Genomic DNA, 23,553 nt, shown 5'->3' with positions numbered 1-23,553 from the left:
CCCTCTCCTCTCTAGATTTCATAAATAGCAAAGCCATCGTTGTGCAAGCAGCCAGCTGATAATTTATTGGCTGCCAGTACACTTTCTTTCCTGTTAAGCTCTACAGCTTCACCTGATTGATTAACTATCAGGAGGATTTCGCTGTTTTCATAGGTTCTGCTTATGTAACATAACCGGTCGTCATAGGTGATATGTATGTCTCCACGTTGCAGGACAGGCTTTTGTTTTAAGGCAAACAGTTTCTTAAGGATTTCCATATAGGAAATATCCCAGTGGGCTTCCTCCCAGTCGAAGCATCTGCGGTTATCCGGATCATAACCACCCTCCAGGCAGATTTCTGTTCCATAATAAATACAGGGGACACCTATATACATATTCATAACGGCAAGGGCAGAAAGCATTTTGTCCTTATTCTTATTTATACTGGTATAGAAACGGTCCGTATCATGTGAATCCAGTAAGTTGAACATCATGGCATTGACCTGTCCGTTGTTTCGCATTAACAGATGGTTGAGTTTTTGCGCAAAACCTTTTGCATCAAAGGCATCAAAGGCATAATAATCCAGGCAGGCTTTTGTAAAGGCATAATTCATTATGCTGTCATACTGGTCTCCCTGCAGATAGGCATAGGCATCATGCCAGTTTTCGCCGATCAGCACACAATCCGGTTTAAGCTCCTTGATTCTTGTTCTGAATTTCCGCCAGAAATCATGGGATACCTCGTCGGATACATCCAGCCTCCAGCCGTCGATATCATATTCCTTTACCCAGAAAGCCGCTATGTCCAGTAAAAATTCCTGTACCTCTTTGTTGCTGGTATTAAACTTTGGCATATAGCTGCTGAAGCCGAATACCTCATAATTGAGGTTCTCTGTATCCACCCGGTCACCGTCAATCATAAACCAGTCGAAATACGCCGATTCAATTCCTTTTGAAATTACATCCTGAAATTGCGGCAGTAACATGCTGCAGTGATTGAATACAGCGTCCAGAACAATTTTCATGTCTCTTTTATGTGCCTCTTTCACCAGTTCTGCAAAATCCTCGTTTGTTCCAAACTGCTCATCTATACGTGTGTAATCGGATATATCATATTTGTGGTTGGAAATTGAACAAAATACCGGTGTCAGATAGATTCCATTTACTCCAAGTCCTTTTATATAGTCCAGCTTCTTCGTAATTCCAGGAATATCGCCCCCGGTAAAGCTCTTGGGATTTGGTATCTCTCCCCAGCCCAGATTGATATATGCAGTATCTTTTTCTTTCTTTCCCTGGTAAAAACGGTCAATAAAGATTTCATAAAACACTGCTCCTCTCATCCAGTCAACAACTTCATGAATATCTCTTTTGTTAATGTAGGGCATCTGGAAAGAGTTGTAATAGCATAATTTAAAATTGTACTCTTTCGTGATTCCGTCCTCTGAAAAATAGCAAGATTTCTGCTCATTCCAGATACGGAACACATAAGTCAGTCTCACATCCTCCAGAGTAAGCTGAATTTCATAATATATATATAAATCATCCCGGTACTTTGCTTCCATCTCAGCTGTTTTCTGCTCCAGATAAAAGGTATATTTACAGCCGTATACCACCTCCACCCTGTCTGGGGCATCGTTCTTATCCATCCGCAAACGCAGTACAACGGAATTCTGATTTATGGGGTAGCAGTATTTTGATTGCGGTATATGTAAAATTGCTTGTTTATTCATAGTATTTAGTCCTTTAATTTTATTCTTCCTGTTATTTTGAAGGTCATTTCTTTCGGTTCGTCTGCTGGCAGCAGTTTATATTGACAAAATTGCCAATAGAGTATATAACTAAGTCATGGATAAAAAAATTACAATTAAAGACATAGCCAGACAGGCCGGTGTCTCTGTGGCTACCGTTTCCTATGTGCTCAACAACAGGACAGATCAGCGGATCAGTGAGGAAACCTGGAAAAAGGTTCTCCAGATTATTAATTTAATGGATTACAAACCCAATTCCTCAGCGAAATCTCTTTCTACAAGTAAGACCAACTGCATAGCACTTTATATGATGTCTGAGACTTCTCTGTTGAAACGTTCAGAACAGTTGTTGCTGACTGAGGTTTTATCTGAAGTATTGACTGTATATGGCTATCATTTGATTCTTCAGGATAATAAGGATATTAGCAAGCTGAATTATGTAGATGCTATCCTGTGCTTTGATGCTACATATGATTTTTTTCACAGCATAGGTGATAAAAACTTTATTCCTGTTATTGCTGTTGACTGTCTCATTGATATCCCCTGGTTTTTCCAGGTCTGCACCGATTACAATAATCTCAGGGAAAATGCAGAGAAGCATTTTGGAATATCAGATTATACCTATGTATGTTTGACACCCAACAATGAACTTTTGAAATCTTTGATAAGAGATACCTTCAATGATGTAAGTTTTGTACAGGATTTAAAAGATTTTTCGGAGGTTTCCGGAAAGAATTATGTCTACAGCCAGAAAGCTCTGAATTATCTGCTGGAGGGAAAAGAGAACACACTCTATATCTCAACTGATCTCCGTACAAAAATGATGAAAGTATATAGCTGTATCGAATTAGCAATTAACCGGGTTCCTACTGCGGAACATATGCAATTTATTTAATATGGATGTCTGACAGGCTGCCCCCGAAATACTCGGCAGCCTGTTGTTTATGCATTCCTATTTTGCTTCATAAGCTACGGTTAGCTCTGTTGTTTCTTTATCATACGTAAAGGTATAGATTCCGGCAGCTTTTGCTATAATATTATCACTGGCGCTGCCTTCTACATATTCCAATGAATTACTGTCTTTGATATTACTGAATCTTACGTACTCATTCCCTACACTTTCTGTATCTCCGGCCTTGACCCTGGAGGTAAATAAGAATTCTTCTTTATCTGCCAATTCGATGGTTAATGCCAAACCTCCGTCTGTTTCCATAAATTTATACTGATCCTCATAGATATCGTTCCAACCGGTAGCAACAGAGCTTTTGATATAATATGTAGTGACGATATCCGCAACAGGTTCTTTTGTTTCTCCGTTAAACACCCAGGTGATGGTGTCATAAGGATTATAATTGAATTTTTCCTTGCCTTCCTCCGTATAATTACTGTCTGCCGTATCATAGTAATCGGCTCCGGGATAAGTGGTTAATGTAATTGTATAATTACCGGCTATAAGGCACTTAATATTCATTTTCTTAGCATCATCTGATTGATAATTCCCTCCTGAACCAGATAAATATTCTACACCGTCCTGTGCTGTTGTAGTTAGATAACCTGCTCCTCTCTGGTTATACCAGCCGCTTTCACCGGAGGTATCCATTGCCAGCTGGAATTCATCTCCTTCGTATATATCCAGGTTTATGGTATAAACATTTTTATCTGTTTCCCTGGTAAGCAGATGTTCTTCCTTTATGACCTTTCCCCAGCTTGATGCCGCAAGTAAAGGGCTTTTACCGCTTCCCACAATAGCAAAGTTTCTGGTATCCTCCTTTTCCTCTAAAAAGCCGGCAAAAATCTTTGTATCCTCAGCAATCGGTACAATAAAGTCAAATTTGTGGGATAAAGATGGAGTTGCATACCATCCCATAAATACATATCCAGACTTCTCCGGGGTATACTCTTTAACCGGTTCACCTGCCTTTACTTTCTCTGTTGAAAGTTCAGTAGTTCCATCCATGTCATAAAAAGTAACCGTGTACTCTGTCTCCTGTACATTGCTTTCCGGACTGCCTGTTTCTTTGGTATCTCCTGCAGACTCCTGGCTGCTGCAGGCAGTCATTAAGAAAATACTGGAAAGAAGGGTTAGTAAGAAGACAATTCTTGTTTTGCTTTTGCCCATAAAATTTACCTCCAATATGATTAACCGTTTAAGCAACCGATTAAAAGAAAGGGCGCCTTTGTGGAAAGACGCCTTTTATTAATTTTTGTTTTTGCTTAACTGGTTAAGCAAATTTTACTATGCATTTTTTTGTATGTCAATACTATTTTTTGCCAATAAAAAGGAGGTTTTTTGTTGAATTTAAACAATTACTTTTCTTCATGATTTAATAAATTTTCTTTTTAACGTTGTTTTTACATGGCGACCCCTCCCTATTGGTGCTAAATGGCCCTCCAATCGCATTACTGCCACTGGAAGGCCATTAAAAGCGCGCATTTAGTTACCCACCAAATCGTTCAGCTAGAACATTGGCAGTGAATAATCAATGACTTTCTTTGCTTAAAGAATTGACAGCTATAACAAAGCTGATTGCACCTAAGACAAGGAGAAGTCCTCCTGTAGAAAACAACTGATGCCAATCAATTATTGCCTCTTGTGCTAACATTCTAAGGCTATTTATAACATGTGTAAATGGATTAATAATTGCTGCAATTCGGAACCCACCATGAAGCTGTTCAAAAGGCATTAATGCTGAACTGACAAAGAACAATGGTAAAGTGAAAGTGTTTATAAAGGCTATAAAGGAATTTTCATCTGGCAGCGTAAGGCTGATGCTATAAGACACTGCCGCCACAAATGCTACCGTCAGGAACAATACTATAGCCATAAGCAGCACTCCACTTATCCCCAATGCAATTCGTACAGACATGAGAAAAGCGATACCCATTAAAATTGTGATTTGGATAAATGACAGGACAGCAGCATCTAAAATATGAGCCAGTATAATCGAGCTTCTTTTCACCGGGGAAATCATAATTCGGTAAAAGCTTCCCCCTGTTTTTAATGAATAGTTGGCAATTCCACTTACACCGGAGCTAGACAGAACTCCCATAACTAAGATACCGGGCAAGATAAATGCTGTGTAATTTTCTTCGGACTTACTGCCACTAAATATAGTGCTGAAGAGCAGAAGCCATATAAGCGGCTGCACTAATGTCATAATAATTGTTACCGGATTTTGAAATCGCCACTTCACGCTTCTCCAAAAAAGGTTATAAGTTTGCATAACGAACGCCCTCCTCATTTTGTTGTATAAGTGACAGGAAAATGTCATCAAGACTGGGCGTTACAACTCCAATTGATGAGTAAGGAATTTGTTTGTCTGACAAGAATTGATTCAGATCGTGAAAATCCTTTTTTGCATCGTGAGTACATGCATAAATTGTATTTTGCTCGTGTCTTATCCCCCTAATAAACGGCAAAGTTAAAATCACCGCTTCTAACTCCGGCAGCTTTGATGGATTATCCAAGTCAATACGAATCATATTTCTGTGGGTATGTTCACGCAAGCCTTCCGGTGTATCCTGTACCAGTTCACGTCCGTTATTTATTATACATACTGAATCGCTAAGCATGTCAGCTTCTTCCAAATAGTGCGTTGTCAAAAAAACGGTCGTACCAAACTCAGATTTAATTGTTTTAACGACTTCCCACATGGCCTTTCGTGATTCAATATCCATTCCAACAGTTGGCTCGTCCAAAAATAGAATTTTGGGATATGACATCATACTCATGGCAATATCCAGACGCCTTTTTACTCCTCCGGAGTATGCTGTCACCTTGTACTTCTCGTATTCTTTCAGGGCAAATGCAGCAATGAGAGTCTCCATACGTTTGGTAGCGGTCATTCTGTCCAATTTGTAAAGTCGGCTCTGAAATAGCATATTTTCCCGCAGGGACAAATGATCGTCAATGGATACCTTTTGAGCAACGCAGGCAATATCGGCACGAACAGCATTTTGTTCTGTTTGAACATCATGACCTAGAACTGATACCTGCCCACTTGTGGGTTTTAGGAACGTAGTCAGGATATTAATTAATGTTGATTTACCCGCTCCGTTTGGCCCCAACAATGAAAATATTTCTCCTGCTGAAACTGAAATGCTTACATTGTCAAGCGCCTTTTTACCGCTTACATATTCTTTTGATAGGTTGCTAACTGAAATTGCTTCCAAATCTATACCTCCTTTTCGCTTTGATCTAAGCGTACAGTATCATACAGTGCTAGAGTCAATAGGTACAAGTAGATTTTTTCAACAAAAAATCGCTGCCTTTTCAGCAGCGATAAAAGGGATTAAATTACTTGTTTCTGATAGGAAAGCATACTTCTGTAATTAGATTTTCTGGATTGGGTTCGGTCTCAGGGGAAACATGATAAATATTGAATATCGAACCATCAAACTCGTAACCGTTTTCGGAAATCCATTTTGCAATTGCTTGATTTGCTTCGCTAAGTTGAATATAACCACCCTTATATGTCAATGTTGCGGCGGTGATAGCGGGGACACTTTTGAATTTTACTATATCCGTACTTTTATATTTGCCCACAACGGCTCTCTGAACTTCCACATCAATTCCGTGCTCAACAAATCCTTCATTATGGAAGATTGCAATGTTGTAACTTGGATTAGCAAACTGAATATTATGCTCCCTAATTTCCTTTGATAATTTCCTCCATAAAATACCCTCCTGATTATAAGCGGCAATTGTACTGCGGTAGCTTATCACATTTCTTTTGGGAAGTTCCTTAATAGCAATGTTAAATCTGGAAATAGAGGAACTGTTGTCAAGACCCTTTATGGTGGTTTGAAGCAACAGCAATTGCTTTTGCATTGTTTCAATCTCTTCCTGCTTTTGAGCCGCTTGTAGGGTCAGGTATCGTTTCAGGCTATCTTCATTATTATACTCTGATAAGATGTCCTTAATAATGGACAACCCAAGCCCCATGCTTTTTAGAGCTTGTATACGATTAGCGATAGGAAGCTGTTCTTCACTGTAATAGCGGTAGCCTGTAGCTTCGTCAATATGTGCTGGAATAAGCAATCCAATTTCATTGTAGTTCCGAAGCATAAAAATACTAATCTTTGATAATGCAGAAAAATCTCCGATTTTGAGCATATTCTCACCTCCTTGAGAAAAAGCTAACTGTATTTAACTATTGTAAACTATAACATCATGCTAGAGTCAAGGGCCTTCCCACAAATTCTATACATTTTTGTCTGTTGGTTATCTGCTTTGTTGCGTCAGGTGTTTTCTTATTTATCACTCCCTGTCCATTGCGACAGGGAGTATAAATAAGCGTATCGATCATTGTGAACGATACGCTTATTTCTCTAAGCTTGGCCCTCTCTTTTTTTCTTACAAGATTAAATTAGACTGTCAGTTACAGGTATTTAGCTGTTATTGACTCTTTGCAGCCTTTTAAATCCTTTGCTGTCCCTTCAAAAAGAATCTGTCCGCCTTTACTTCCGCCTTCAACTCCTACATCAATAATCCAGTCAGCATTTCTAATGACATCCAGGTTATGTTCAATAACAATGACCGTGTTCCCTTTCTCTACAAGACGATTGATGATATTAAGAATACTGGTTATATCAGACATATGCAGACCCGTTGTCGGCTCGTCCATAATATAGATATTACCCTTCTGGCTTAATTCCTTTGCAAGTTTAAGACGCTGGCATTCACCGCCGGAAAGAGTATCCAACGGCTGACCCAGGGTCATGTAATGTAAGCCTACCTCTACAATATACTTTAACTTGTTCCGGATTTCCTTTTGGCTGAAGAATTCCACAGCGTCTGCAATGGTCATATCAAGTACTCCAACAATGGACTTACCATTGTACTTATATTCAAGTACCTCCTGTTTAAACCGTTTTCCGCCGCATTCCTCACAAGTAGTCTCAACAGAATCCATAAAGGAAAGATCGGTTTCAATAAAACCTCTCCCTTTACAAGCTTCACAGGCACCTTCAGAATTATAACTGAATAATCCGGCACTTACTTTGTTTTCATCAGCAAATAATTTTCTGATATGATCCATGATACCTGTAAAAGTAGCCGGATTGGAGCGCAGATTCGCACTGACAGCGGATTGATCGATTATAACAGCATCTTTATATTCTTTGGCAAAGACCCCATTTACAAGAGTGGACTTACCAGAGCCTGCAACCCCGGTTACAACGGTGAATATTCCTTTTGGTATTTTCAAACTTACATTCTTCAGATTGTGCAAGCTGCTCTTTTTCGTTTCCAGAAATTCTTTGCTGAGCCTTGGACTACTCTTAATTGGCAGGCTTCTTCCTATATATTCTCCGGTAAGGGTGTCTGATTTCAACAGGTTCTCATAGCTGCCTTCAAAGGTTATATTTCCGCCTTTCGTACCGGCTTTTGGTCCCACATCAACAATATAGTCGGCAACTTTTATTACATCGGGATCATGCTCTACAACAATCACGGTATTTCCTTTATCCCTTAACTTTACCAGCAGTTCGTTCAATCTGTGCACATCTCTTGGGTGCAGTCCGATACTTGGTTCATCAAAAATATACATTACATCTGTCAGGCTGCTTGTCAGGTGTTTAACCATTTTAACTCTTTGTGATTCACCTCCGGAAAGGGTGGAAGTCTCCCTGTCCAGACTTACATAATCAAGACCGATTTGTATCAGATCATTTAAACGCTCCGTTAAATTAACAATAATCGGCTTAACACTTTCCTCTTTTATCTGTTGAATCACCTTAAGAAGCTCATCTACCTGAAGAGCTGTCAGCTCTGCAATAGAATATCCCTGAATCTTCGCAGACAGAACATTTTCGTTGTAACGTTTTCCTCCGCAATCAGGACACTGCTGTTCCATGGTGAAACCTGATATTTTCTTCTGAGAAGCCTCGGATTTCTCATATTCGGTTTTGACATACTGCATAATGAATTTCTCGGCAAGGCCTGCATAAGTGGTATTTATCCCCTCCATAACAGTGGAATTGAGCTTAATCGGTTTGCAATAAACGAGTTTATCATATTCTTTTTCTGTGTAATCCTTTATTTTCTTATCACAGTCAAAAAATCCTGTTGCTGCATAACCCTTCCATTGCCAGGAGCCTGGTTTATATCCCGGCAGCAAAATAGCACCTTCATTTAAGGACTTTTCTTTGTCCAAAGCTTTATCCATATCCAGTGTGACTATCCTTCCAATACCTTCACAGGTCTTGCACATTCCGTTAGGGTCATTAAAGGAAAAATAAGAGGAAGGACCGATATGCGGCTTACCGATTCTTGAAAATAACAGTCTTAACAGGGGATTTATATCTGTTATGGTACCCAACGTTGATCGTGAGTTCCCGCCAATCCTCTTTTGATCTACAATAATTGCAAGGGAGAGATTTTCAATTGCATCAACCTCCGGATGTCCATATTTAGGCAAAAAGCCTTGTACGAATTTACTGAAGGTCTCATTTAATTGTCTGCCCGCTTCCTGGGCAATAGTTTCAAATACGATTGAAGATTTGCCCGAACCTGATACCCCGGTAAAGATCGTTATTTTCTTCTTCGGTATCTTCAGACTTATATTTTTTAAATTATTTGCCCGCGCACCAACTATCTCAATATATTCATATTCCATACTAATCTCCTTCTATTCAAAAATTTACGATTTCGGCTAATTATGGGTTAAGTTTTCTTAATACTTTATTATTTACCTGCTCCACTGTCTTAAATCCGAAATGCAAGAAACAGTATTCAACTTTATGAGAAGTCCGGCCGAACTTACTGAGAACAGTGTAACAGTATACTATATTATTGGCAAGTAAATTTTCACTCAATTTGTTAATTTTGTTGAATCAGCCCACGGAACTGCAGCATAATTTTTGTGAAAATTGTACACTATACACAAAAATTATTAAGATACAGCATTGTCTTAATTACCTCTTTTTCGAATAGTTCACACCAAATTCTCCAACAAAAAATAAAATAAGGACAAAGCTTGAACTGCCCCCATACATTAGATTTTTCGTCTAATGTATGGGGTACAGTCCAAGTTTTGTCCTCTAATCATAATTTCATTAAGGCTACACAATACTCAATAACCTCTTACTGTTGCTCTTAATCAAAATAATAGTTGATTATATACTGACGGCGAATCATATCCTCGCAGGCTCTTTTTGCTTCTGCATTGTTCTTAAAATCCATGGTTACAAGATAATATTTCCCTGCTTTCCTAACCTCTGCATTAGCACTGTCATAATCCTGCTCAAATATCTCAGCAACTTTCTTTGCATATGTTTCGCTTCCGATTACGCCCAGTCTTATATGGCTGTTATAATCCTGTCCTTTACGGGTTATCTTAAGGGTATATACTTTGACGGTTTTTCCGTCCTCAGCTGTTACTTTAAGATATACTGTATTTACGCCTACTTGCAGCTTAATCTTATTCTTTGAGATTTCTTTCTTTAAGCTCTTATCGCTGTAGAACTTTAAGGCAGCTTTGCTGCTTACGGCAGCTTTTACCGTCAGAGTAGACTTTTGGTATGCTACCGAAGCAGTGATGGTCTGCCCTTTTATCTTAGCCTTCTCCGGTACTTTAAGCTGAGTTATATCGGCTTTGGCAGATTTATTTCTTACAATTTCTAATTTATAGATTTTTGTAGTTTTATCTTCAGCAGTTACCTTAATATAACTTGTGTTTACACCGGTAGTGAGCTTTAATTTGCTGTCAGCAGCTTCTTTCTTTAAGTCTTTATCCAGATACAGTTTCCATTCTGCTTTGTCGCTTACAGCAGCTTTTACCTTAAGGCTGCTTACTTCATTTGAAACTGTTGCTGTAATTGTATTTTCGTTGATTACTGCCTTTGAAGGAGTTGTTAAGCTTATAATATCTTTTTCTGATGATTTTATAAAAGCATCTGTTTTAACTACAGAAAAGGTACTAAATTTGTTAATTCGGAAGCGTATTCCGTAAACCCCTTCTTTATATTCAACAAGTTCTCCCTGTACCAGTTCCTTATCACCGTCAGAATGCACGATATATACTGCCAGCTGCTTTAACAAGGCCTGTCTTTCTGCAGTTTTGACAGGAATTTCTACACCGGTTAAGGGCAGGATGATGTCTGTACTGGCAGAGGGCATGTTAGTTTCTATAGTAACAGGATTTCCAATAATAGATACCGTGCTGTTTGCATTCCTGCTAACTAATGCAGCTTCCTGCTTTGCCTGACTTATAACAGCCTTCTTTTCCTCTTCCTTCTTTACCGGAACCAGATGGAAATACAAATCCTCCGATAATTTGTTATTAATATCTGCAATACTGTCTTTAGAAAGACTGATCTTTGCTTCTTCCGTGTCAATCTGCAGATTAATCTTACCCTCCGCTAATGTTTTTACTGCAGCTACAGGTATATTGACAGTGGTTTCAGATACCTCATCCTTCTCATCCGGAATAACTATTCTTGCGGTATCCTTACCCTCCGCTTTGAGTTTCTGTACTGTCTCAGCAGCTTTCTCCTTCTGATAGTTTACCTTATCAGACTTCTCTCCGTTTGCATTTGTTGTTCTGTCAATTGTAATTTGAGTTGCTGCTGCCTCGGTATCGCCTTTTTTCACATCAACTATAATCTGCTCTGTACCTGTGGCTGGGTTTTCTGGTGTTGCAGTCGGTGCTGGTGTTGTTGTCGGTTCCGGGGTTACTGTCGGTTCCGGGGTTGCTGTTGGTTCCGGCGTTGCTGTTGGTTCCGGTGTTGCTGTTGGTTCCGGTGTTGCTGTTGGTTCAGGCGTTGCTGTCGGTTCCGGCGTTGCTGTTGGTTCAGGCGTTGCTGTTGGTTCAGGTGTTGTTGTCGGTATGCCAGGATTACTAATTGTGAGATTTTGATATGCTGATTTATTATCTTTGGTATAAGTGATCACAACCACTGAGGTTTCTTTCGTCAGCGTATATCCATTCACCGGATTTGTTGTGATTCCCCTGGCTGAAAACTCATCAAAGGGTATATCCTCACTTAAACCGTCACTTTTATTTAATGTAACCACAAGGCCGGTAAGATCAAGTATATCACCAACGCCATATGAGGTTTTAACCGGAGGATTTTTTATTGTTACGGAATTAACCGAAACAGAATTATCCGGTTCAGTTACAACCGTTACATCACCTACGGGTATAAAGTATAAATTCCCCTTATACACTGCTGTGATACCTGATATACCATCTACAATATCCCAGTTTGCTGTTGCGTTATCCGGCATAAAACGGATATCATCAGATGTACCCGCCGCATAGGTACGTGTTCCTGCGCTCTGATCCCATTCTATTATTACACCATTGGTATTTAACAGACCTTCGGGATTATCAGGTGTTTTATATGCACTTATATCTAAAGCAGGATTATAGTAGGAGAATAACAGTCCGCCGCTTAAATTGATTTTTGAACTGCTGCCTTTTACATTAACTGCAGAACCTGACGCAGCTATAACCTTTGCTTTTCCCTGAATATATAAATCCCTTTCAGCAATAATAGTATCTCCTACTCTGCTGCTGATTGTTCCGTTATAGGCATAAACACCACTAACTGTAGATATTGCTGTTCCTGTGGTTGCATTTACTAATCCGTCATACATAATAACATTGCGTTTCGTAGAGATTGCTGTTCCTTTCTCAACATTCACAACTCCGTTATAAATAGTTACAACTGAATTTGCACCAGTTGTTGTTATAGCAGTTCCGTCATAGCAGCTTACAGAACCGGAATTAATTGTTACATATGTATTTTCACCAATGGCTTTTATAGCATATCCAGCCGCTGTATATATGTTACCGCCATTAATGCGTACTTCTGCTATACTTTCTCCGGAGTTTATTACATTTCCTCCGCCGTTCATCGTTAATTTTCCGCCCTGAGCTACTTCAAATTTTCCTTCGCCCTCAAGGTTTATTAAATCACCTGTATAATCAGGTGAACTTTCTACGGCTGCTTTCCAGATTATTTTTACGTCTTTTGGAATATTCAGCGTTAGAATCTTATCAGCACCTTTCACATCACCGGTTACTGTTATTATTCCGCTTTCCTCATCCACCTCTGCGGTTAGATTACCACTTGTACCCTGATAAGCTTCTATTACTGACTTGGCAACAGACAACTCATCATCAGAAGTACTTTCCTGATGTTTATAGGCTGTAATGCTTTTTATAGCAACTCCAAAATTCATTTTTGCAGACTGCTCAGCAGTTATCTGAAAAGAATCTATACCATCGAAAGCACTATTATCTGATACATCAAATACGACATTATTACCATTTAAATACGCCCTGGATTGTACCTCTTTCTTTAGTACGGCACCTGGCACAGGATTACCGCCTTTACATCCTGTCAGTGTCAATTCAAAAAACGAAGAATCTTTATTACCGGCTGCTACTTCAATAGAATCGAGATCAAAACTGCTTTTATTGTTCCAGGAGGCTGATAATTTTTCCAGATATTTATTAGATTCCATACCAGGCATACCGGGTATAACAGGGTTATTCCGTATAAATGCTGACAGATAATAAGCAACCCCGCTTCCTACCTGTAATTTCGAAACGGAGAGATATGTATCCGCCTCATTGCTGTTAGAAGTAACGGTAAAATCATAGCCATTTACATTTAAAGCACTTAATCCATTCTTTGCCGATTTTCCATTTTGGTCAGTCAGGTAATAATCCCATTGATTCGTAATATTATCAAAAGTTGTTATTCCTCCCTCAAAAGTATCTGCTTGGGCAACCAAGGTATTAACATTTGCAAGTCCAAGTATTAAGGTCAAAGACAGAAAAATTGACATAGTTTTTTTCAATATAATCTTCATGGTTCCTCCTTTAGTTTTTCATTTTTTATCTGGTGGTTAAAAACCAGCTCTATTGAAAATTTTAGCAGATAGCTTGTTGCAAAATTGTTGCAATGTAAGTTATTATGTCGCATAAGGTCAGTACAGGTTCCTATAATAAATTGTAAAAAAACATGGGATTTAAAAGCAGCTGCCGCTGTTACTTTTAATCCCATGTTCTTTCTCTATATATCCTGTATCAGTATATTATAAGAATTCCTGAGTTTTTCACCCGGTTTCATTCCTAAATCAGTAAATAGAAGCTCACAGTATTCTTCATAATATTTCTTTGCCTCGTACTTCCCATAAATAAAAGCATATAACCTTAAGCACAGCTCTCTGACCTCTTCATCGTAGGGTTCAAAAACAATAAGCCGTTCCATTATACTTAAAATACGTATCGGATCCTGTTTCACCAGTTTATAATAATTGGTTAATTTTTGTAAGGCAATCTTGAAATATCTGTTATAAAGTGTTCTGTATAGATTGCACCATTCACTGTCAAAATCCTCAAACAGCATATCGTTGTATTTTAGGAGGGTACTTTCAAATGAAAGAAGATTATTTTCTGTTATTATGAAGTTCTTATCAGCAATGCTTTCTAACATAAAGGCATCCACTTCGATATCCTCTGATAACATAAGCTGATAGCCATTTCTTGTTGATTTTATGGAAATATCAATTTCTTTTTCTCTAAAATTCTTATTTAATTTACTAATGGTACTTCGTAGATTTATATCCCCTTTACTAATATCCTTATCCGGCCATAATTCATCAATTAATTTCCATTTGGAAATTTCTGCCGTATCCCTTTGCAGTAGCATGAAACAAAAGATCTCCGCTCCTTTTACAGAGGAAAATTTCAGGTTTTTACTTCCATCAATTGATGTTATGGATATTTTGCCAAATAGACATATATTCAGGGGATTCCTTTTCATTTCTCTGACATTGTATTCAGATACCTGTTTCCCTTTACGCTTTATAATACGCTGAATGGATCGTTCAACCTGCCTTGGCGTAACCGGCTTTAAAATATAGTCCAGGGCTTCAACGTCAAAGGCTTCAATTGCATATTGATTATGCCCGGTGCTGAATACCACCTCACACTCTGCATTAACCCGTTTTATTTTTTCTGCCAGCTTAAGACCGCTTATTTCCGGCATTTCAATATCCAGATAGAATATATCTGCTGTTCTGATAATATCCTGTTCCAATACCAGATAGGGGTTAGTAAAGCTGTAAACCGCGAAACCTGCTTTTCTTAATATTCTGCTGATATGCTCTGCTGCAAGCTCTTCATCATCAACGACTATTGCCACCATAAACACGACTTCCTTTTCTCTTGTCAGGCTTTTATTAATTAACATGCCACTTATCCGCATAATTTACAACTTATAATGGAAGCATCATGGTTACACAGGTGCCCACATCCTTTTCACTCTGTATCTTCAGTTTTTCTCCGTATTCATTATCCAGCCGCTTGTTGACATTTTTCAAACCGATACTTCCATCTAATGTATCTTTCATTAACAGCTCCAATACATCTTCGCTTATACCAACACCATCATCCTTAATGGTTATTAAGATTGCCCCTTGCTGTTTTCTTATGGATACTGCTACCGTTCCTCCCGTTGTCCTCGCCATGACTCCATGGCGGATGGCATTTTCCACTACCGGCTGAATCAAAAAAGCCGGTATTTGAAACCCTAGTATCCCTTCATCATAATCCAGCTGCACCTGCAGCCTTTTACCAAAACGTGCTTTCTCAAGTTCAATGTATGAGTTAACCAAAGTGATTTCCTTATGTAATTCAATAATAGAATGGTGGGGATCTATCTCTAAGATACTGCGCAGGTAATGACTCAGTTCACTCAGGAGATTAGCGGCACGTTCCGGTTCACTGTAACATAAGGAAACAATACTGTTTAATGAATTATATAAAAAATGCTGTTTTATCTGAGACTGTAAAAATACTGTTTCTATTTTAACAGCATCTTGTAAAGCTTCCTGCATTTTTCTCAGAGTCTTTACTCTGTTTATTAATTCTTTCGCATGAAAAGGTTTAATAAGAAAGTCATTTGCTCCCGCTTCCAGACCGGTTTCAATATCCTCTGTTGCATTCCGCAGGCTTAAGAGCAATACCGGAAGTTCAAATATGGAGTACCTGGTTCTTATCTGTCTGCAAACTTCATAGCCTGAAATCCCTGGCATTACCGTATCTACCAGGGCAATTTTTATGCTCCTGTCCCTCTCTATCAGTTCCAGGGCTTGTGTACCATTACAAGCAGTAAGTGGTTCAAATTCTTCTTTGCAAATATCGAATAGGAGCTTAAGACTGACAGTATCATCATCCACCAGAAGAATTTTAGGCTTGTTTTCTTTTACGAATTCTACTTCTGCTTTAGGTATCTCCAGATGAACTGTGCTGTTAGTATTGTTTCGCTTCCGGAAGGCAGCAAGGTTTTGGTGCCGCAAGGTTTTCGTGATCAGATTTGCTTTAGGCAATGCCAGAACAAACGCCGAAGTCTCTTTCTCTCCTGATTCAAAGTATACATCACCACCCATATTTACTGCAAGAAGCCGTGAAACATATATCCCCATATCTTTTGGCAGACTGCCTTTTGCTTCTTTTCCAGACTCCATTTTGTAGGCTTTTAAAAGCTCGGTCTGAATAGAATCCTCTGACTCTTTTCCGGTATAAGAAATACGGATATAGATTTCATCCCTTATTTCTTCCCCGCTGAGCCTGATATCACCGTTTATTGAAATTTTAATAGAATAAACTATCAGATTATAGAGTATCTGTTCCAAGCGGTTTTCATCTGCTGAAATAAAATATCGTTTTTCCTCTATGGAATTCAGTAAGGTAACCCCTTGTCCTGTGTTCATATAACCTACGGTTTCCAAAACTGCATTTACCATACCATAAATATCGAAATCTTTTTTTACTAATCTCAGCTTATGATTTTTAAGATTCTGGTAGTCTATGATATCATTTACCGTATCTGACATTTTAGCTGAAATACTTAGTATGTAGAGTAAATTCTCTTTTTGGCTTTCTGAGGATAATTCCTTCGGCTCATTTAATAATTCTTTTGTAATATTTGAAATTGCCTGCAAGGGTGATTTAAACTCATTTGATGCATATGCCAAGAATTCTTCTTTAATCTTATCCGCGGCAACCAGATTTTCATTCATCTCTTTTATATTATTATAAGCTCTCAGATATTCATCGACAAACATATAGCAGAGACCAAGCAGCAAAAGTACAAAGGTCAGGTTGGAAACCAGAAAGCTCTTTGCTACAGAGTAATAATAAAGTATGGTAGAGATATACTCATTAATAAACTGAAGATCCAGGAAAAGCAAAAAGACAACTACTCTCTTTCCAGTACCTTTATGCCGGTTAAAGAAAATGCAATAAACCAGCCTCAGTGCTACCAGTAAGTACGTTAACAGATATATGGTGGTAACTGCTTTTTCCGTAATTACCATATACCTGTCAGGGATGGCAACAGTTGCAGCCATAGAGAGGAACATTATTATCAGTATTATTTTCATAGGCACAGCTGCTATCAGCTCTTTACTCATTTCTCTTATAAATAAGCAAACCAGCATAATACTGACAGCTACCGTAGCAGTGCGAAACTTAATAACCAATAAATAAGGAATCTGATCCACAAGCATATAGAAAATCTTGGCATTTCCCGTGGAAATCAAAAATGCCAGACTAATGCAAAAGGCTGACATGTATAAAAACTTCTTATCTTCTCTTCTTCTGAAATAAATTACCAGGTAATAGGTGCAGGTTAAAATTAGAAAGGATACGACGATAACATCCAGAATAATCTCCTTAATGTAATCCCAGGTGATATCTTTTTCGGACCCAAGATAGATACTTTGAATTAAACCGCCGTTATAGTAGTTTATATTGGCAGCCTGTATTATCAAATCTATAGTTTTGCTACTGTCTGCCTCTCCCTTTAAGGGAAAGATTACCGTCATAGGCACATTATATGGAACATAACCGCTCTCTGTATCGGCGGCCGGATTTCCGCTGGCAGCAATTTCTTCTCCATTAACAAATATTTTATAGGATACCCTGATATTTTTGATTCTCAGACCCAAGATATCAATAGCCTTATTGACTTTAATTTTCAGACGGTATGTGCCTATACCGTCGTCTTTCTGCTTGTCATTTTCTTTGCCCTTTGTCCATCGGCCAGGAACCTGGAGGTAACTAAAGGACAGAGGTGCTTCTCTTTCCAGGTCTTTTGGTGTCAGCAGAATATTAGAATAAAACTCCCAATAACCATCAAGCTTCACATTTCCTTCCTTCTGAAAGTCCCAGTTTTCTAAATCAAGAAGTCCTGCCTTTCCTTGCGGCATCTCTTTCTCCGGTCTGTCAGAAAGTGCAAAACCGGTGGTTAATAACAGTATGAGTATAGCCAGAAATAAAAACAGCTTTCGGTGATGTAATTTCTTCACGTCAATATCCTCAGAGCAATCCTATGTATTTTTATATACTTTCGAGGTTATATTTTATCATTTATTTTTTGCTATTACAATATTTACTCAGCTCTTTTATGTAAATTTTATAGAATTCCTATCAGAAATAAGGATATAAAAAAAGAAGGAAAATCCTTCTTTTTTTGATTGGCAAAACTATCCGACTCTTCGTACAAAAGGTTTATAATCCAGAATTTTTTCAATCTCCTCCATGGCAGCTGCCGGAATCTTAAAGCCGCTGGCAGCTATATTATTTATGAGCTGTTCCGGTTTGGTTGCTCCGGTAATTACACTGCTAATTATCTGCTTCCTTAGAATCCAGGCTAATGCAAGCACGGACATATTAGTCCCTAGCTCCTCTGCAAGGGCGGACAATTTCTCCACCTTATCTAGATTTTCCTCTGTCAACAGGTTGTTTATCTGTTTATCTGCCTGATGGGTTGCTCTGGAACCTTCCGGCAGTGGCTGGTTTTTCTTATATTTGCCGGTAAGAAGACCTTGTGATAAGGGTGAGAAAGGAACGATTCCTATACCATTGTCCTCACAGACTTCCATTATCTCATCTTCAATATATCTGTCTACCATATTATATTGTGGCTGTATTACATTAAGGGGTCTTAACCCTAATTCTTTAATGATACCAAGAGCTTTATTGATTCGTGCAGCACCCCATTCTTCACTCACACCGTAATAAAGGACTTTGCCCTGTACAACCAGATCACTTAGCGCCTGGAGTGTTTCTTCCATTGGAGTGGTCGTATCAAACCTGTGGCAGAAATACATATCCAGATAGTCTACCTGCATATTTTTAAGGCTCTTATCGATCTGTTCAAAAATATGTTTTCTGGAAAGACCTCTGTCATTTGGTCCTGGTCCCACCCCAAAATATACCTTACTGGATACCACATAAGAACTTCTGGGATATTCCTTTAATACCTGGCCTAAGAAACGTTCTGCCTCTCCTCCGCTGTATGCATCCGCACAATCGAAGAAATTAACCCCTTTCTCAAAGGCAAGTCTTATGGTATCTCTTGCTATCTCGGAAGCATTACTGCCTTTTAAATCTGTCATCCAGCTTCCTATTGAGATTTCACTAACCTTTAGACCCCATTTACCCAAATTCCTGTATTCCATAATAACCTCTCAATCTGCCGTTTACAGCGGCATATTATATTTGACACTGTTCATTATAATTGTTAAACTTAAGTTTAAGTCAAGAAGAAATATAAAATAATTTATCTTTAGGTCAAGTAAATTGCATGGGAGGATAACATGGAATATTCAATTAAGCAGGTTGCCGAACGTACCCAGCTCTCATAGGAACGGTTATTTTTACTGTTGGAATACCAGGATACATTATTATCCTTTACGGATATCCCCTTTCCTTCAGCCCATTTTGAGAATTCAGCATTAAAACCACTTACAAAATTAAAATGAATTTTATCGAATTCCTCTTTTTCGTAAAGGTATTCCGCCCTTAAGCGTATAACCCCATCGGCGCATTGCTGTAAGTCCCGGTCACCTAAGGTAAAATCTGCCACAGCTAAATAAACCTCTTTGAGTTTTTCTCTTCCGTCATAATATTTCACTTTCGTACCATCAGGTTTCAAGGGTAGATTCTGAAGATAGAAACCAAAAGAACCCTCCTCCTGTTCCACTCTCTTATATCCATCAGGTACATTAAATCTTTCAAGGATAGTCGTCCCCTCCGTAACTATTATGGCTTCCGTGGGTGCTTGTGTTGCTAAAGCTTCTGTAGGTACTGTAACAGCAGCGACAGCTTCCGTGGGTTCGGCTTCAGGCGTCATGGTTACCGGTGGTTTCTCCGGGTTGTCCGCTTTATCTTCCGTCTTTGTTTTCTCTGACAGCTCAGAGGAAGGTTCATTGGGACTATCAGAGGTGCAGGCTGTCAGTATTAAGATGCTGAACAAGGTTAAAAGTATAAATTTAATGTTCTTCTTATAGTCTCTTATTGGTTTTCCCTCCTTCTAATGCTTTATTTTCTTTTTTTATTTACAACCGCAGTTATCCAGTTAGGTGCATATGCAGAGGTACAGCCCTTTGGTACTTTCAAATCCCGATATACCCCTAATCTTTCTCCCATTAACATACATTGTTCTGTATAACCAGGGTAACATATACCTATTTCGCACAGGGCATGATTCATAGCCCACTGTTTTCCGACAGATGCCGTTTGAAGTTCTGCCTCCACTGTTGCAAGCAGCTTGTTAAGTTCCTCATCAGCCAGATTACCTTCCGATACTCTGTGTACAACCAGATTCCAGCCAGCCCTTCCAAGGTTGTCCTTAGGGGAAATTGTCCATTCTTTTTCAAGGACCTCTGACTCTTTATGATAACAGATAACTTCTCCGATAAATTTATCTATCAGATCAGGATACGTCAGCTCCTCTGTCATTTCCCGCACTTCTAAAAGGCTCAGTTTCTGAGCATCAAAAATCATACATGCAAGCCACCTGGCTTCTGTGTTGCCGGTGTGCCAAAGTTCAACCGCCAGTTCATGATTCTTTCCTGTCTGCTTGGCTAATTTACGAAGTTCTCCCAGCAGAACACCATAAGTATTCTCACCGGCACCATTTTTAATATACATTTGCTTCCGTTTATCATTACCGGTTTCACGAAGTATAGCAAGTATTTCATTCGCAGTCATATCATCACACTCCTTCTCTTTAGCTTACTCTATATAGATTATATTATCCATTTATGGCATGGGAAGATATATAAAAAATTAAGGCTTTTCCACCTATATCTTACCTATATTATATCGAATTCCCATGTATATCGCAAGCTTGCTCTTTTTTGGTATTGCTATTCCAGCCTTTACTATATACAATACTATATACAATAAATATAATACCAATTAACACCTGAAACCTATAAGGTTATAAAAATTTTTTATTATTGTATGAGGACTCTATTATGAAACCTTTAAAATTATTCAGTAACAGGATACTGATTACTACCCTGCTCTTGCTGATACAGCTAACCTGGTTTGTATTGTTTCTTATCAGGCTAACCAATAATTCCGCCTGGATAAGCACGGGTTTTACACTGTTGAGCATTCTGATTATTCTCTTTATCATTCGAAAGGAGGAAAATGCAGCTTACAAAATCGGCTGGATTGTACTTATTATGTCCCTGCCTTTATTTGGCGGGTTGTTCTACTTATTCTTCGGTAATAAAGGCACCTCTAAATACATGCAATCACTGCTTTTAAAAGAACAGTCCAGAGTTGATGATATAATAAAACCAGAACCTTTACTCCTTGACAGAATAGGACGGGATAACAGCCGGGTTATGAGTACCTGCAGATATCTGCAGGAAAAAAACAGAAATATCTTGTATTCTAACACTTCTGTTGTCTACTATCCTTTAGGTGAATTGATGTACCAGGATATGCTGACAGAACTGAAAAAAGCTGAAAAGTATATCTTTCTGGAATATTTTATTATAGAAAACGGATTAATGTGGGAAGGAATTCTTGATATTCTTACAGAAAAAGCAGCTCAGGGTGTTGATGTAAGATTAATCTACGATGATTTCGGCTCACTGTTTCTATTGCCCGCCAACTTCGTAAAGCTGATGCAGCAGCGAGGTATAAAATGCATTGCCTTTAACAGATTCCGGCCGATTCTCTCCCTGGTCATGAACAATAGAGACCATAGAAAGATTCTGGTAATAGACGGGATTACCGCCTTCAATGGCGGAATTAATATCGCCGATGAATATATCAATAAAAAGAACAGGCTTGGACACTGGAAGGATACAGGCCTAAAATTACAGGGTGATGCTGTTCAAGGTTTTTCCCTTATGTTTCTTGAGATGTGGAATGCATTTCATAAAACCAAAGATTCCTATGAGGACTATAGTATTACTGCTTCTTTATCTGAGATAGTATCCGGCACTGAGGCTGGCACCGGTTATGTACAACCCTTTTCCGATAGTCCCTTTGATGGCGAAACCACCAGTGAAAATGTATATATTGAACTCTTATCACAAGCCAGGAACTATGTTTATATCTTCACTCCCTATCTTATCATAGACGATGAGATGAAATATGCATTAACGATGGCAGCCAAACGAGGTATCGATGTCAGAATCGTTACTCCTGGAATTCCTGATAAAAAATTAGTATACCGGTTAACCCGTTCATATTATGAGCCTCTGATCAAAGCCGGTGTTCGTATCTACGAATATACACCAGGCTTTCTGCATGCGAAAAGTTATGTCTGTGACGATGAAATGGCTGTTGTCGGTACCATCAATATGGATTATCGCAGTCTGTATCTGCATTTTGAATGCGGAACCTTTCTGTACCGAAACAGTTGTATATCGGACCTGAAAAAAGATGCTCTGGATACCATCGAAAAAAGCAGGGAAGTTCAGCTCTCGGATTGCAAGGAAGGTTTCTTTGCAAGCTTATTTAATTCTATTTTAAGAGTTTTATCACCCCTGTTCTAAGGGGCGCAATACCCATAAAAATTACTGCCGGATACTATGGATTGTTTGCAGTAGTATGATTACCGAGTAAAAAAGGAGAGATGTGAAATGAGATACTTTATAGTTGATGCATTTACAGAAGAATTATTTCGGGGAAATCAGGCTGGTGTCTGTTTGCTCGATAAATGGCTCGATGACTCCATAATGCAAAATATTGCAATGGAAAATAACTTAGCTGAAACAGCATTTATTGTTAAAAAGGAGGAAAGTTATGATTTGCGTTGGTTTTCTCCGGAAGTTGAAATTGACTTATGTGGACATGCAACTTTGGCAAGTGCATATGTATTAGCAAATTATGTTGATCAAGCTTGTGAAAAGTTCTATTTCAATACGGTAAGCGGTTTATTAACGGTTATAAAAAAAGGTGATCTGTACGAAATGGATTTCCCCTCCCGAAAACCAAAACAAGTTGAGGTTTCATCTTTAATGGAAGAAGCTATTGGTACAAAAGTATTGGAAGCTCACCTTTCAAGAGATTTGTTATTGCTTGTTGAAACCGAAGAAGCAGTGAGAAATTTAAAACCCGATTTCGAATTAATAAAAGCAATCCCTGATTGTTTTGCTGTAGTTGTGACAGCAAAAGGTGAAGATATTGACTTTGTTTCACGTTTTTTTGCTCCAAATGCAGGAATTCCGGAAGATCCCGTAACAGGTTCGTCACATTCAACCTTGATTCCCTTTTGGTCAGCCAGACTTGGAAAAACTGATTTAACAGCTTGTCAATTATCCAAAAGAGGCGGGAAATTATTCTGCAAAAATTATGATGACAGAGTAAAAATCTCAGGATATGCGGCTATTTACCTGGAGGGTAATATTCAAATAGATTAGTTTTACGCGTTGGCCTATATTTGCTAATAAAATATAAATTAATAAGATTTGCCTATGTAATAATTATAATATAAAATCCATGAACACATTGAAGGCTAAATTGCCAGCCAGGTGTTTCATGGATTT

15 protein-coding genes are annotated in these 23,553 nt (G+C 38.6%); 3 read left to right on the top strand and 12 right to left on the bottom strand.

The window, feature by feature from the left end; genetic code table 11:
- Positions 1 to 11: 11 nt before the first annotated feature.
- On the bottom strand, positions 12 to 1,709 hold the full coding sequence (locus BR73_RS0111625; protein ID WP_033165660.1) for a glycoside hydrolase family 13 protein: 1,698 nt from the start codon (positions 1,707 to 1,709) through the stop codon (positions 12 to 14).
- A 115-nt stretch (positions 1,710 to 1,824) separates the two neighbouring features.
- Here BR73_RS0111625 and BR73_RS0111620 point away from each other — a divergent pair, with 115 nt between their 5' ends.
- The gene (locus BR73_RS0111620; RefSeq protein ID WP_051685154.1) at positions 1,825 to 2,622 is read left to right on the top strand and encodes a LacI family DNA-binding transcriptional regulator; all 798 of its coding nucleotides are present in this window, start codon (positions 1,825 to 1,827) and stop codon (positions 2,620 to 2,622) included.
- A 57-nt stretch (positions 2,623 to 2,679) separates the two neighbouring features.
- On the opposite strand, the gene BR73_RS0111615 is transcribed toward BR73_RS0111620, so the two are convergent.
- The 11 genes from BR73_RS0111615 to BR73_RS0111560 form a co-directional block, all read right to left on the bottom strand.
- Positions 2,680 to 3,846 carry an InlB B-repeat-containing protein gene (locus BR73_RS0111615; protein WP_051685153.1) on the bottom strand — a complete coding sequence of 389 codons (1,167 nt, stop codon included), beginning with the start codon at positions 3,844 to 3,846 and terminating at the stop codon, positions 2,680 to 2,682.
- Positions 3,847 to 4,207: 361 nt separating this feature from the next.
- Positions 4,208 to 4,951 carry an ABC transporter permease gene (locus tag BR73_RS0111610; RefSeq protein WP_033165659.1) on the bottom strand — a complete coding sequence of 248 codons (744 nt, stop codon included), beginning with the start codon at positions 4,949 to 4,951 and terminating at the stop codon, positions 4,208 to 4,210.
- Positions 4,938 to 5,900 carry an ABC transporter ATP-binding protein gene (locus tag BR73_RS0111605; protein WP_033165658.1) on the bottom strand — a complete coding sequence of 321 codons (963 nt, stop codon included), beginning with the start codon at positions 5,898 to 5,900 and terminating at the stop codon, positions 4,938 to 4,940. Before BR73_RS0111605 ends, BR73_RS0111610 begins: the two co-directional genes overlap by 14 nt.
- Before the next feature lie 124 nt (positions 5,901 to 6,024).
- A complete protein-coding gene (locus BR73_RS0111600) occupies positions 6,025 to 6,843 on the bottom strand; it encodes a MerR family transcriptional regulator (RefSeq protein ID WP_033165657.1) in 819 nt (272 codons plus the stop codon).
- A 265-nt stretch (positions 6,844 to 7,108) separates the two neighbouring features.
- Positions 7,109 to 9,346 carry an excinuclease ABC subunit UvrA gene (locus BR73_RS0111595; RefSeq protein WP_033165656.1) on the bottom strand — a complete coding sequence of 746 codons (2,238 nt, stop codon included), beginning with the start codon at positions 9,344 to 9,346 and terminating at the stop codon, positions 7,109 to 7,111.
- 479 nt (positions 9,347 to 9,825) lie between these two features.
- Positions 9,826 to 13,554, bottom strand: a complete 3,729-nt coding sequence (locus BR73_RS0111590) for a cadherin-like beta sandwich domain-containing protein (RefSeq protein ID WP_033165655.1) — start codon at positions 13,552 to 13,554, stop codon at positions 9,826 to 9,828.
- Between the two features lie 203 nt (positions 13,555 to 13,757).
- A complete protein-coding gene (locus BR73_RS0111580; protein ID WP_197032655.1) occupies positions 13,758 to 14,939 on the bottom strand; it encodes a response regulator in 1,182 nt (393 codons plus the stop codon).
- 25 nt (positions 14,940 to 14,964) lie between these two features.
- Complete coding sequence (locus BR73_RS0111575) at positions 14,965 to 18,060, bottom strand: ATP-binding protein (RefSeq protein WP_033165652.1); 3,096 nt, start codon at positions 18,058 to 18,060, stop codon at positions 14,965 to 14,967.
- A gap of 177 nt (positions 18,061 to 18,237) precedes the next feature.
- Positions 18,238 to 19,215 carry an aldo/keto reductase family protein gene (locus tag BR73_RS0111570; protein WP_033165651.1) on the bottom strand — a complete coding sequence of 326 codons (978 nt, stop codon included), beginning with the start codon at positions 19,213 to 19,215 and terminating at the stop codon, positions 18,238 to 18,240.
- Positions 19,216 to 19,322: 107 nt separating this feature from the next.
- Positions 19,323 to 20,012 carry a DUF4846 domain-containing protein gene (locus BR73_RS0111565; protein ID WP_051685152.1) on the bottom strand — a complete coding sequence of 230 codons (690 nt, stop codon included), beginning with the start codon at positions 20,010 to 20,012 and terminating at the stop codon, positions 19,323 to 19,325.
- Positions 20,013 to 20,077: 65 nt separating this feature from the next.
- A complete protein-coding gene (locus BR73_RS0111560; RefSeq protein WP_033165650.1) occupies positions 20,078 to 20,749 on the bottom strand; it encodes a DNA alkylation repair protein in 672 nt (223 codons plus the stop codon).
- 269 nt (positions 20,750 to 21,018) lie between these two features.
- Between BR73_RS0111560 and cls the strand changes: the two genes are divergently transcribed.
- Both cls and BR73_RS0111550 read left to right on the top strand, forming a co-directional pair.
- Positions 21,019 to 22,560 (top strand): cardiolipin synthase, encoded by a 1,542-nt coding sequence (gene cls, locus BR73_RS0111555; protein WP_051685151.1) that lies wholly within the window; start codon positions 21,019 to 21,021, stop codon positions 22,558 to 22,560.
- An 87-nt stretch (positions 22,561 to 22,647) separates the two neighbouring features.
- On the top strand, positions 22,648 to 23,427 hold the full coding sequence (locus tag BR73_RS0111550; protein WP_033165649.1) for a PhzF family phenazine biosynthesis protein: 780 nt from the start codon (positions 22,648 to 22,650) through the stop codon (positions 23,425 to 23,427).
- The last annotated feature ends 126 nt before the right edge of the window (positions 23,428 to 23,553 follow it).

Origin of the sequence: Clostridium sp. KNHs205 (genome assembly GCF_000702945.1) — a bacterium.
In the GTDB taxonomy this organism is placed as follows: Bacteria; Bacillota; Clostridia; order Lachnospirales; family Lachnospiraceae; genus Anaerocolumna.
The sequence above is the reverse complement of the archived record's forward strand: the minus strand, read 5'-3'. Positions and strand labels throughout refer to the sequence as shown.